Annotated in this window: 9 protein-coding genes and 1 pseudogene; 9 read left to right on the forward strand and 1 reads right to left on the reverse strand. The window is 63.8% G+C overall.

Features of this window, described 5'->3' with window-relative positions; genetic code table 11:
• The 4 genes and pseudogenes from LMT64_RS12650 to LMT64_RS12665 form a co-directional block, all read left to right on the forward strand.
• A pseudogene (locus LMT64_RS12650) lies at positions 1–530 on the forward strand (IS1 family transposase); the annotation flags it as partial.
• Between the two features lie 137 nt (positions 531–667).
• Positions 668–1972 carry a hypothetical protein gene (locus tag LMT64_RS12655; RefSeq protein WP_229253568.1) on the forward strand — a complete coding sequence of 435 codons (1305 nt, stop codon included), beginning with the start codon at positions 668–670 and terminating at the stop codon, positions 1970–1972.
• A gap of 2 nt (positions 1973–1974) precedes the next feature.
• Positions 1975–2298: a hypothetical protein gene (locus tag LMT64_RS12660; protein WP_126353648.1), complete on the forward strand. Its 324-nt coding sequence runs from the start codon at positions 1975–1977 to the stop codon at positions 2296–2298.
• Positions 2299–4809 (forward strand): tubulin-like doman-containing protein, encoded by a 2511-nt coding sequence (locus tag LMT64_RS12665; protein WP_126353650.1) that lies wholly within the window; start codon positions 2299–2301, stop codon positions 4807–4809.
• A gap of 7 nt (positions 4810–4816) precedes the next feature.
• Here LMT64_RS12665 and LMT64_RS12670 read toward each other — a convergent pair.
• A protein-coding gene (locus tag LMT64_RS12670; protein ID WP_229253457.1) for an IS630 family transposase occupies positions 4817–5789 on the reverse strand; the annotation gives its coding sequence in 2 pieces (ribosomal slippage) (positions 4817–5365 and positions 5367–5789; 972 coding nt in all).
• 62 nt (positions 5790–5851) lie between these two features.
• Here LMT64_RS12670 and LMT64_RS12675 point away from each other — a divergent pair.
• The 5 genes from LMT64_RS12675 (at position 5852) to LMT64_RS12695 (ending at position 13027) form a co-directional block, all read left to right on the forward strand.
• A complete protein-coding gene (locus LMT64_RS12675; protein ID WP_126353454.1) occupies positions 5852–6592 on the forward strand; it encodes a hypothetical protein in 741 nt (246 codons plus the stop codon).
• A complete protein-coding gene (locus LMT64_RS12680; protein WP_229253569.1) occupies positions 6592–7821 on the forward strand; it encodes a methyl-accepting chemotaxis protein in 1230 nt (409 codons plus the stop codon). The genes LMT64_RS12675 and LMT64_RS12680 overlap by 1 nt, the downstream gene beginning before the upstream one ends.
• A complete protein-coding gene (locus LMT64_RS12685) occupies positions 7818–8420 on the forward strand; it encodes an OmpA/MotB family protein (RefSeq protein ID WP_126353458.1) in 603 nt (200 codons plus the stop codon). Before LMT64_RS12680 ends, LMT64_RS12685 begins: the two co-directional genes overlap by 4 nt.
• Before the next feature lie 396 nt (positions 8421–8816).
• Entirely contained in the window at positions 8817–10394 is a 1578-nt protein-coding gene (locus tag LMT64_RS12690) for a hypothetical protein (RefSeq protein ID WP_126353462.1), read from the forward strand.
• Positions 10391–13027 (forward strand): right-handed parallel beta-helix repeat-containing protein, encoded by a 2637-nt coding sequence (locus LMT64_RS12695; RefSeq protein ID WP_126353464.1) that lies wholly within the window; start codon positions 10391–10393, stop codon positions 13025–13027. Before LMT64_RS12690 ends, LMT64_RS12695 begins: the two co-directional genes overlap by 4 nt.
• The last annotated feature ends 4 nt before the right edge of the window (positions 13028–13031 follow it).

Raw genomic sequence — 13031 nt, forward strand, 5'->3', positions numbered from 1 at the left:
AGGATGAGTCTGAGAGGAGTACAGCGCGTCTTTGGTGTTCACCGCAACACCGTGATCTGGTGGATAAAAGAGAGGCCCGTGAAGTGATGCAGACTGTACCAGTCTGCATCACACCTCCAGAAGAAGTGGTCATTGAGCTGGATGAAATGTGGACCTTCGTTGCCAAGAAAAAACAGGCGAGGTGGATCTGGATTGCCCTGGAGCGCAGCACCCGCAGGGTGCTGGCCTGGGTACTGGGTGACCGCAGTGAGCAAACAGCGTTCAAGTTCTGGGAACGCTTACCATTGTCCCTTGAGCAGCGACTGAAAGGGACGTTTTGCACCGATCTGTGGCGAGCCTACGATGAACCGCTCTTGGGGGTAAAGCGGCTAACCCGGAAGGGAGAAACGAATCATGTCGAACGATTGAACTGCACGCTGAGACAGCGGCTGGGTCGGCTTGCTCGTAAGTCGTTGTCTTTCTCGAAGACGGACGAAATGCTCGAAGCCAGCCTGACTCTGGCCTTCCACCGATACAACTTGTCACGTTGATGCAGCCACTACCTGATCCTGAAATGGAACGGGCCGGTCTAACCACTGCAGGACCTGGCGCAGGGTTCCGTCAGATCTGCTGTGGAATGCACAAACTTGCTTCCATACCGAGCAAAACCTATTACAATTCAGAGGTAATGACTTTAATGCAGGCTCATCAAAACATCATCAAACCAGGAAGACGGGTCACTGTTTCAGCTCTTTCAGTGGCCCTGCTGCTGGGATCGGCGGCGGCCCAGGACACGCAGGGCAAGCCGGAGCTTGTCCGTGACAGCCTGTCGCCGGCCGTCGATCAACTGATTGCTCAAATTCAAAAGGGGGTCCAGCAATCAGGAGGAGACCTGGAACGCCAACAGGCACACTGGGTCATGGCCTTTTCGACCGGCCATTACAAAGCGGACCCGCTGGGAGCCCAGGCCGCCCGGGAAGTGGCCACCCAGCTGGTCGATCGCGCAGCTGTTCAGGGCGACCAGGTCTCAGCGCGGGCCTGGGAGATGGACGTCTGGGAATACCGGAACCCTGCCTCACTGACCTTTAATATCGGTCAGGATGCGGCAGGCGACCGTGAACAGGTCGCGGCCCTGTGGCCTACCACCCCGGAAGCGGGGTCCCTCGGCGGACACGACACGGAGCGCGTGGCCGCCACACTAACAGGTGAATTCAACGATCCGTCCACCATTCTGGTGCTGCTCACCAATACGGCGGCGAGTGTGGGGGCGTCCAGCAGTGAGCTGCTCGGAACCAGTGCGCCTGAATATCAGCAGGTCCTGCAGGGCTGGACCAGACTCCAGGGCACTCAGGACGGTGCCACGGTTAATCTGCCCTACACCGTCAAGAGCCCCACAGGAGAACTTCAAAACCAACTTCAAGCGGTCGTTTTTATTCCCAAGACCTTTACCGGAGCGTCACTTGCTCAGCCACGCTCGGAGCTGCTCAAAGCCGGCCCGGCTGCGGCCCAAGAGGCGCAGAAACCGGCGAACGCCGGTCCGGTGCTTGGCCTGCTGCTGGGCGCGCTGGTCCTGGGGGCGCTGGCCTTTTTTGGCCGGTCCCTGCTGCGCGGGGGTTCCCGCGGTAGCCTGGACATCGAGGGGACCACCTTCAGCCTGCGTGACCTCCGTGCGGGTCAACCGTTCGCGGTTATTGCCGGCCCCGGTTACGTTGCCGAGAACGGCCGCAGCCCCGTGCTGATCCCTGGATTCCCTCCCGAGGCGGTGGCCGAGATCAGTCTAAAAGGCAAGGACCTGCAGATCGGCAGCGTCCACAATGCGCTTCGCCTGGACGCCCTCAACGGCCAGACGCTGCCGGGAACGGTCGCCACGGTGCCTCTGCGGCCCAGCCAACCAGACCACGTCCTGGAGTTCAGCGGTGAACTGCCTGGGCCCGGCGGCGTACCCAAACCGATCCGCCGCAAAATCAACCTTAATTACCTCCCAGGAGAGTGAGCATGAATGTCAACAGTTTTTTCGACCAGCTCTGGCCAATCTACTCTCAGACGCAGTTCTGGCTCACGGCCCTTGCTGGCCTCGCGCTGTGGTACCTGATGTCCCTCGCCTTGGCTCACATGATGGTCGGCGGAGGCAAAGAACCGGTCAGCGCGGTGTCGACGGCCATGTTCACGGCCCTGATCGTTGGTCTCGTGCTGCTGGCTGTCTCGGCCTGGTTTTTGATTCGTCCGACCGACCTGATCTACATGGTCGCCCTATCAGTGACGTTCGGGCTGTTGGCCCTGATTCTCACCCTCACATTCTCTTCACTGGGGAGGCGCTAAATGGCCGCTGAACAACTGAGTGTGTATAAGACCCTGGTGATCGGCCTGGGCAGCACCGGTACTGAGATTCTCCAAGCCTTGGCCGAGCGTGTGAAATGGGAAGTGGGCCGCCTCGACCGTGCACCATGGATCGAGTTCCTAGCTCTGGAGACCGACGCGGCCAAGGAAAACCTCTTCAAGCGCGAGCGTCCCGACGATTTCCAGACCCTGAGCATTTCCGCCAGCGCCTGGCGCGATCTGCTGGAGCGTCCCGAACTGTACGATTCCAGCATCGCCCTGACTCGGTGGGCCGACATGGACACCCTGGCGCAGCTACCGGGGGCGTCTGTAGACGCCGGCGCCGGACACATCCGCATGGTCGGCCGCCTGTCCTTGCTCTACCCTGAGAACTACAGCAAGGTCAAAAATGCGGTCGCGCAGCGCGTCAGTCGCCTGCGGCAGTTGTCGGAGGCCGACGCACGTAAAGCCCTGAACGAGAGCAATGCCGGCCTGGAGATGGAAGCGCGCTTTGCGGTGACCGAAAAGGGCCAGTCCGGACTGCGGGTGATTGTGGTGGGCACGCTCTGCGGAGGAACCTGCAGCGGGACGGCGTCGGACATGGGCATCCTGCTGCGCACCATCTTGAACGACGACGAGCGGGTGCTGGGCATGTTCACCATGCCGCATCCGGATCTCAGCATCGCCCAGCAGTCTGATGCTGAGGTCTGGAAGGCCAATACGTATCACGCGCTGACCGAACTCAACCAGTACCACCTGCACAGCGATGAGGACCGTTACAAGACCATCAAGTATCCGGACAAGGCCGAAGGAACGCCGCTGCTCGGAAAAGACGAGATGCCCTACGACGTGGTCTATCTGCTGCGGCCCAACTCTACCGAACCCGGTGACCTGAACCGGCTCAACAGCGCGGTCGCCGACCGGATGTTTCTCAACATTTTCGTGCCGGAAACCGACCCCATGGCCTTTATGGTCAATGCCGGGCCGGTAGCGCTGCGGCAAGGCCGCGCCCTGGCCTTTTCCACCTTCGGTCTCTCGACCATCGAGTACCCGATGCGGCGGATCCTGGAGGCCCTGAAATACCGCAGCCTGGTCCGCGCGGTCGACCACTGGAAGGATCAGTCTTTTTCCGGCGACCTCGACAGTGAATTGAATCGCCTGGGCCTGACCGCCGACGCGCTGCGGGAGACCCTACTGATCGATTCCGAAAGCAGCAGCAGCATCGAGCCGATTCTGGATGCCAAGAAGGCCGAAGTGGTCCGGCACGCCCGCGCCGGGAACATTGACGCGGCCCGCGCCGCCTACCGGGATTTGAGCTCAGCCTTCGCGGCGAACCGCGGTGACGGTTTGCAGGGCCTTGTGCTGGATACGGTGAAAAAACGGCGGACGCACGCGGCTCAGGTCTTCCACGACCGGCTGCGGGGCGTGGTCGACCAGTACCTGCTGAATTACGATGCTGGGCCCAAATACCTGCTGGACCTGTTCGCCGGGGTCGAACCCCGCATCGGAGAACTGCGCAGCTGGCAGGCGGGTGAGCAGTCCAACGCGGTCGAGCAGACCCTGGGTCAACTTCAGGAGATTCAGAGCAATACGCTGCTGGGTATGTTTTTCCTTAAAGGTAAAGCGTCTCAGGGCCTGATCGGCGGCCTGAACCGCGCCCTTAACGCAGACGTCAAAGTGCGGCTGGATCAAAAAGTCATCGAAGGTCTCAGCGACGGGGCGTCCGCCTCCGGCACCCGGCGCATGGACCCAGGCACCCTCACGCTAATTTCCGACGAAACGCGGCTGGTGACGGATCGCCTGAACAGTCTGCGCAAGCGGCTGATCAATCAATCCGACCGCTGGCGGATGCACAGGAGCAGTCTGGAAAACGATTCGGCAGCGGTCAACGGCCTGTCGTTGTTCGAGCCTTCTCCCAACGGCTCGGTCGAAAAAGAAGAGGAGTTGGCGGTGGACGACCGTCAGATCGAAGCTCATGCCATCGATCTGATTCGCAGCTGGACCGATCTGAACCGCGGCATTCTGCCTGGTGCCAACGACCCTGATTGGCTGCGCATGCCCTGGTCGCCTGGTCAGGACAACTTCGAGCGCTCGCAGCTCGACCGCCTGGAACAAAAGGCGCTTGAACCGTTCGAGTCGCGCCTAAAAGGAAGCGGCAAGGACATCATCACCCGCCTCGAAGAGCGCCGCAGCCCCAGCTTCGACCCAGGCGCCCAGGCCATTCACGCCTCGGACAAAGCCCGCATCTTCCTCAACGTCAACGAGCCGCTGGGTCAGCTGGATCCCATGAGTCCGTTGCCGCGGCGCAAGCTGCTGATCAGCAAGCGGATGACCCCAGAGTTCCGGCGTTCGCTGCAGCCCTGGAGCAACGCGAACCCAGGGGCCAAAGAGGTGGAAGGCGTCGATCCCAACCGGGTGGTGATGCTCGAAGAGTGGTACCGTTTCGCCCTGCGCGGTGCCGACGACGTCCGGGAGATGTCATTTGCCACGCCGACCCGCTTCAATACCTATTGATGACGTGCTAAGTCGGTAACACTTCAGGGTAGATACCTAGCAATTTGGCTGGGAGTTGCCGATAGCGGATTTTCGGCCATACCGTACGGAGGTAAGCCTTGAGTTGCTCCAGCGTCTCTGGGCAAAAATTGGCGAGTTGGTGGTGTTTGACATAGGCCCACACTCGTTCAATGGGGTTGAGTTCAGGGCTGTACGGTGGCAGGTACGTTAGGCTCAGTCGTTCATGTTGTGATACGAAGGCCGAAACGGCCTTCGCCTTATGGATTTTAGCGTTGTCCACCACAACAGTGATCTTCCCCTTGATGTGTCGCATCAGATGCGTCAAAAATGCGATGAAGCCCATCGCTTTGACCGACCCTTCGTGTGTCTGCTGGAAAAACTGGCCCTTAGACGTAATCCCGCCAATCACGGAGAGCTTTTTCCAATTGGTCTTGGCCAGAATCACTGGGGTCTGACCACGCGTGGCCCAGGTGTTGCCAATCACGGGCTTCATACTGATTCCGACTTCATCGGCCCAGACGATGGTTTCACCATCATCTATCTTTTTTTTCCAGGACTGGAAGCTCTGCTTCCAGCCAAGCGTCGACCTGCTCAGCATTCTGTTCCAACGGGCGTTTTTCTGCTTTCTGCCAGGAAAAGCCCCAGCGTAACAGCAGCTTTCCGACCCAGTCGTGGTCATACCAGACACCATATCTGCATCCAATCTCGTCGCGAATACGTGCGGTAGTCCAGCGCCCGTCTGGAAAACGCTGTGGATCTGGCCCTGCCTCAATCATCGCCATGATTTCAGCCACTTGGTGATCGGTGAGAAAGGAGGGACGTCCAGAGGAGAAAGTAGCTTCAAGGGTATCGCCATGTCGTAAGCGCTGCCGCCAGGTACGAACAGTGCTGGCGCTGACACCAAAACGCTGGGCAATCGTCTTGGAGGACAGGGTCATATCGGAGAGCATCGGAAGAGCGGCGAGTCGCCGCTCTTCCATCTGCTGACGTGTCCATCGGCTGGGCCGCCAAACCTCACTCACGGTTTCAGTCTAACTCTGTCGTGAACTTACCGCGTTATCAATATTTCACCCGCAAGCGCAGCGACATCGACTGGACGCCGGTGCGTGAAAACGAGATTGAGGAGCTGGAACGGTCCTACCGCCGGTTGGTCCTCGCGGCGCTGCATGGAGGCGTCCGCCTTGGCGGCTCTCTGATCATTGATTGGCCGATGGAACCGGGGGCCAGCGCCAAACCTGAAGAGCGTGAGCGCCGACTGCCGGCGAGCTTCGCCAAGGCGTCGCGGATGCTGGCCTTCGAGAACCGTGATGCCAGCCGCCCGCCGCGCAGCCTGAACAATGCCGCAACGCACCTCCAAACCGCCATCGACACGCGGCAGCGGCAAATCATCGGCAGCGCCGCCGATCCGGCAGAGGGCCGCCGGCAGTACATCCGCTGGCTGTACGAGCAGCTGCAGACCAGCAGCATCCGCGCTGTGATCGACTGGAATGATCAGGAGGTTCAGGGCATTCTCAAGCTCTGGCTGACCGAAGATCCGCAGCTGCGTCAGGCGCTGCTCGAGGTGTTTCCGGTGGACCGCGCACTCGTCGACGGCCTGTACAAGGCGGCCGGAGAGCCGCTGCCCAAGTCCCGCCGCGCGGAGAAAGACGGCTTTTACTGCAAAGTCTGCGGTGGCTGGGTCGGCGAAACATACGAAGACGTCATTCAAAACGGCCTGTTGTGCAGCTTTCACCCCGAAGATGAAACCCATCCCTTCGGCCGGCCCTACTCGATTTTCGGATGATGAACGATCTCACTGCATTTACCCAGTTGCGTCAGGAAGGCTGGATTATCCTGGGGGCGTTGATGGTCCCCCTGACGGTCTTCTTCGTCTGGGGCCTGCTGCGCGCGGCTCAGCAGCGCCAGGCCGAGCGCCGCCAGATGGCCGAAGTCAGCTCGCTGCTCAACGAGCACAACCCCTATGACCCCGAAGAGCCACCCGACAGTGAAGATCTCGCTGAAGCGGTGCGCGAGAAGATGGAGCAGTTGCCTGCAGGCGGCGCCGTTCGCCGGGCCATGCAGCTGGTTGACCGCGCCAGGATGATGGCGACGCCTGATCTGGAAGGCGGCGTCGAGGCGGTTCAGGCCGCTTCGGGTGCGCCACTGGCCGCCGTGCGCAACGTTCCCAACCTGCTGATGCTGAGCGGGCTGCTCGGCACGGTGCTGGGCCTCGCTGGGTCCATCGGGACCCTGGCCGAGCCGATCCGGAATGCAGCGACGGCCACCGAACCGGGCGCCCTGGCCAAAGCGCTGGCCGAGACCATGACCCTGATGCAGGGCGCGTTCGGAGCCAGCTTGTGGGGGATCCTGCTCAGCCTGGCCACCGGCATCGCGTACGCCCTGGCCGCACGTCAGCAGGAGCAGCATCAGGACCAGCTGGCAGAGTTCATTCACGTCGATCTGGTCCCAGCTCTGTTTCCCCGAGCCATCACCGGTCAGATGGAGCGGATGGGCCGGTACCTTAAAACGGCCGGTGACAGCTTCGAAAACATCCACGTCAAACTCAGCAGCGTCGCCGGTCAGCTGGAAACGGTGCTGGGTCAGGCCGGTGAAACCCTTGGTCAGAGCCTGACGCAGCTGTCAGCCACGTCGACCCAGATCGAGACCGTGTTCGGCGAGATGAACCAGTCGGTTTCTGAGCTGACCGAGGGCCTGAGCCGCGGCGTGAGTGACCTGGTCCAGGCGCAGGAAGGCGCAGCTCAGTCACTGCAAACCAGTTCCCGGGAGCTGCAAGACCACCTCTCGCAGCAGGCGCAAATCGTGACGGGTCTGCAGGAAACGGTCGGCGAGCGGACCTCGCTGCTGCTTGAACGCGTCGATCAGGTCGGGGACAACCTGGGCCGGGCCGCCAAGAATTTCGAGCAGGCCGGACAGTCGATTCAGGCAGAGAACAGTGCGTACGCCAGTCGTCTGGATCGGAATTTCGAGCGGCTGGAGCGGCAATTGAGCCGTCAGGAGACGCCGCCCTCATGACCCGCCGACTGGAGGCCGAAGCCAATCCCTACATCGCCTTCAGTGACCTGATGCTGAACCTGGTGCTGGTCCTGATCTTCTTTGTGGGAGGACTGCTGGCCGTCGGTCAAGCCGGCTGGGATCAAGTCAAGTACCGCCAGGCCCAGGAGCAGGTGGCAGCGGCGGTCAGGTCGGCCGACCTGACCGAGCGCCCGCTGCTGATCGACCCGAAGCAGCGCAACGATCCCCCGGGAGCGCAGCGCTGGGTCTTCAAGTCTCAGGGGATGTTTATGGGCGACACGGCGCAGCTGACGCCCGCGGGACAGGCCGCACTGCTGGAGTTCGCGGTGGTGCTGCGCGGCCAAGAAGAGCACTGGCGGCGGGTGAGAATTGAAGGGCATACCCAGACCTCGCAGCCTGGAGTCCCGGAGCGCTGGGACCTGTCTGCCGCGCGGGCCAGTGCGGTGGCGCAGGTCTTTTACCGTGCCGGCGGCGTGCAGCCGTACCGCCTGGCCGTCGCGGCGCGCGGTGGGCAGACGCCGTATTCAGGAGAGAAGTTCGACCCCCGCAACGAGCGGGTGGAAATCGTGGTGGAATACGCTCAGCAGGCGGCAGAGTGAGTAGGGCGCAGCGTGACGCAGAGGATTAAAGATTGGTTCAATCAGTTCAAAACCTCGGCTGCTCCAGCGGTTGACCCCGGTGAGCAGCTCGCCGCGGTGCGTGCGGCGCTGAGCGACCGCAGCTGCTGGGCGCTGAACGGGGCACAGACGGCGCTGATCCTGGGCGACGCCCGGCTCGCCCGGCGCGCTGAGCGCCATCCGCATGCGCCGATCGACCTGTTGCTGCGCTTGGACGAGCAGCGTCCCTACGGCGAAGCCCATGAAAACCTGCTCCGCCGGCTCGCGGCCGACCGGCTCGACGCCCGTCACTGGGTGCAGTTCTCGCAGGCCGACTGGGAAGCGCGCGCCGCTTTGGCCGTTAATCCGCACCTGCCGGCCACCATCCGCCGGCGCCTGTTGAACGATCAGGACTGGTGGGTGCTGGCCGCGCTGGCCGAGAACCCGTCGTTAGAAGCGGATGACGCGCTGCGGCTGATGGGCCGCAACCCGCCGGTGGCTGTGCGCGAGCATCTCGCGGCTCATCCTGTCACGCCTGCGCCGCTGCTGGTGGCCCTGGCGGCAGACGGCGACAAGGTCGTTCGGCGGAATGTCGCCAGAAACGTGGCCGCGCCGGCCGCTGCGCTTGAACTTCTGGCCACCGACCGGCTGACCGTGACCCGCGAGGCGGTCGCCGCTCATCCGGCGACCCCGCCCGGGGTGACGGCAGCCCTGATGCAGGACCCTCAGGAGCGGGTCCGGCAGGTGGCGGCCCTCAAGCAGGGGGCGGCCACCCCGGCCACGCTGCGAACGGCGGCGGCGGTCCGGCGCCGCGCCGTTCGGCTGGCGGTCACCCAGCATCCCCGGTTGCCCTTAGACCTGCAGGAGCACCTGGCTGCGGACCGTTGGGAGCAGGTCCGCGCCGAACTCGCGGTGCGTCCGGACCTCCCGGAGGAACTGCGCGACCGGCTGCGCGGCGATACCGCCCCTTCGGTGTCCCAGCTGACGCGGGCGGCCGATTCCCGTACGCCCCGCGACGAACTGGCCTTTTTGCCCCGCCAGGACCCCCGGATGCGGCGTGCGCTGAGCAGTAATGCCAACGCGCCCGTGCAGGTGCTTGAAGAATTGAGCGCGGACCGGGAGTACCTGATTCGCGAGCGGGTCATGCTCAATCCGTCTGCGCCGCCCTCGGCGCTGGCTGGAGGCCTCACCGAGCGCGCCCTGCGCCGTCATATTCGCCGGCATCCCCATTACGCCCAGGTGCGTCAGCAGCTCTACGCCCAGGAGATCCTCGAAGCCCAGGATCCGCAGACCGGCCTCAATGAGCTGCTGGAGCTGGCCGAGAGTGACGGTCAGGATGTGCGGCTCGCTCTGACCCGCCGGGCGACCCTCGACGAGGCTCTGATCCTCCGGCTGGCTCAGGACTCGTCTACCGCCGTGCTCCGGGCGGTCCTACGGCGACCTGAGCTGACCACCGAAGCGCTAAGGATCATCGCCCAGCCAATCCAGGATCCCAACCTGCTCGTCACCCTGATACCGCACCGGTTGGTCGATGAGGTCACGCTGAGCCAGCTTGCTGGGTCGCAGTCCTCAGCCGTACGCCAGTTGGTCGCGCGGCACCCGCTGACATCTGTGGCGACCCTGCGGACCTTGGCGCAGCATAGAAACCTGCACGCCGAGGTTGCCTCGCACCCCCATGCCGACGCCGCCCTGCTGCGGGGGCTGCTGCCGACCGAAGCTTACGAGGCCCAGCTGCGGATCGAGCGCCTGCTGAGCCGGACGCCGGCGTGGAACTGGGGATGGGTCAATCAGTGGACCGACCGCCGGCGCCTGCAGATCCGCAGGCAGGCACTCGAAAACCTGAATGTGTTTGAGAAAGTGGCCCTTCACCCGAATGCCGACGCCCCAAGCCTCGCCTATCTGCGCTGGCTTCATCACCCCGCCATCGACCGCTCACTCGAGGCGCGGACGCGCACCGACCTGCGGAGGAATATATGACGCAATCAGCACCGTTCAGCCAATATCAGTTGCTAGGCCCCCTGCACCCGGAGCGGCGGGGCCACCTGCACCGGGCCAAAGCCGCCTGGGGAAGCGCCACGCTGGCCGAATTGATTGAAATTCCGCAGCCCTACAGCCCAGCGGGTCAGCACGTCCGCAGAACGTATATCCGCGGCGCCCGGAGCCTACTGCAAGTCCACCATCCACAGTTGCCGCGGGCCCTGGACCTGGCCGACGATCAGGAAGACTGGGTTCTTCTGGCGTACGAGGATGTGCTGAGTCAGCCGCTTGCCTTTCCCCCCAGCGCATCACTGAAAGCGGCCCATCAGCTGACGCGGCAACTGTACGGGGCCCTGGCTGCGCTGCATAGCCAGGCGCTGCTGCACACCCGCATTTCCGAGCAGGCCCTGTGGATCGGTGCGCAGGGCCACCCGCTCCTTGAGCCGCCGGCCCTGGCCGAGCAGGCCCTGAACGCCGAGCAGGGACCCGGCGACCGTGACCCACGTTTCGTGGCGCCTGAGGTTCAGCAGGGCGCCGACTGGAGTCCGCAGGCGGACGTGTACGCCCTGGCGGCGACCCTGTGGACCGGCTTCAGCGGGCAGTCCCTGCCGACCGCGAAGGCGCGGCAGCAGGGCGCCGGTCTTCCTGATTTGTCTCCGGCGCTGCAGGGCAGCCGCCTGGAACAGGCACTGACACTGGCGCTGCACCCAGACCTGGCCGTGCGGGCGGTCAGCGCCAGCGCCGTGTTGGAGCAGCTGGGGGCAGTGCCGCAGGCAGCGCCGGCCCGGCCGACGTCTGCGGATGCCCAGCCGGCTGCGGCGCCCGCAGGCGCTTCACCCAGCGCGGCCGCTCCAGGCTCAGCCACGCCCACTGCCCCTCCAGACCGGGCCGGCCGGCCGCAGTGGATCACCCCGGTGCTGATCGGCCTCACCCTGGCCATTGCGGGCGGCCTGGCGCTGCGTGGCTGGATGCCCGCCGCGGCGGATGCTCCCGCAGTGACGGCGACGGTCCCGGACCCGCTGCAGGTTCAGCCGCCTCAGCCTGCCGGTTCGGTGGTCCCGCCGGCCCCCGCGCCCGCCCCTGGACCTGAGCCGGCACCTGAGCCCACACCTGAACCTGCGCCGCCTCCCGAGCGGCCGGTGCTGCGCACCGATGTGGTGGTCAGGCCGGAAGTGAACGTGCGGACCGAGCCTGGAGGGTCTGGGACGGTGGTGACCACCGTGAAGCAGGGTGAGCAGCTGGAAGTTTTGGGAGAACAAGGGGAATGGAGTGAGGTGCGGGTGGCCCAGGGCGGCGCTGAAGGTTGGGTCAAAACTGAGCTGACCCTTCCGCTCAGAAGCCGTGCAGAAACCCAGGAGGTGATCGCCGACCTGCAGGCCGGCGCGTCGGTGGAGTTGGGGCGCGGCGTGTACTGGCTGGAGCAGCCGCTTGAGCTGACGAATTACTTCGGGGCCATTCGCGGCCGGGGCGCCCGTGAAAGCGTGTTGATGAGCCGGGCCGCCCGCGACACCGTGACTCTGGTAGGCGGGGACCTGAGGCTCGACCAAGTGGGCATCGCGCACATCGGAGCGACGCCGGCGCACGCTCTACACGTCAGTGGAGCTCAGGTGCAGCTGTCTCAGGCGCGGCTTTCGGGCGCCGTGCGGGACCGCGCCCTGGAAGAATATGGCTACGGCCTATGGCTGAACGGTGGCTCGTCAGCGACCATCGACCGCAGCAGCTTCGAGGCCAACGCTTATGGTCTGTACCTGGAAGACACGGCCCAGGCATACATCACGGCCAGCGACTTCAGCTCGAACCGGGAAGGCGGAATCTACTGGGGAGATCAGAGCGGGGGAGAGCTCTCCCAAAGCTCGGTCGGCCGCAACGGCGCGCACGGCATTCATGTGAGTGGAACCGCGCAGCCGAACATTGCGGGCAATGAAATCTTCAGCAATCAGGGGCGTGGCATCACCGTGTACGGTGACGCCGCTCCACGGATTTCTGGCAACCTGCTGAGTAAAAACGGCTTGCAGGGCGCCGGTGTGCAGGACCGGGCCACGCCTGAGATTCAGGGCAACCGGATCCGCAACAACGTGCAAAGTGGCTTGGCCTATTTCGACGATGCCGGCGGCGTCGCCGCGCAGAACGAGGTGACTGAGAACCGGAAAGTCGGTATCAGCGTGACCGAATCGGCCGCGCCGACCCTCAGCGAGAACCAGATTCTCCGCAACGGTGAAAGCGGCCTGGTGTACTCGGATGGCGCCGGTGGGGAAGCAGCACTGAACCTCATCAAAGGTCACGCCAATCCCGGGATAGCGGCCTGGGGCACGGCCCGGCCGACACTGCGGGACAATACTGTGCTGGGCGGTCAGCAAAGCGGCATCGTCTTTGCTGACCGCGCCAGTGGCCTGATCGAGGGCAACCTGATTCAGAACCAGGCCCTGTACGGCGTGATCGTCACGGATGAGGCAGCGCCCGAGGTGACCGGCAATACCCTTTCGGGGAACTTGAAGGGCGGGCTGCTGTTCAAGCGGCAGGCCACCGTGAACGCATACGGCAATGTCTGCGAGAACAATGGGGGTCAGGGGCTCGGACTGGAACTGGACCCTACCGCGCCCCCGCCGTCGGTCGATGAGGCGTCTTGTTCCTGAACAT

The sequence above is a fragment of the Deinococcus radiophilus genome (assembly GCF_020889625.1).
Classification (GTDB): Bacteria; Deinococcota; Deinococci; order Deinococcales; family Deinococcaceae; genus Deinococcus; species Deinococcus radiophilus.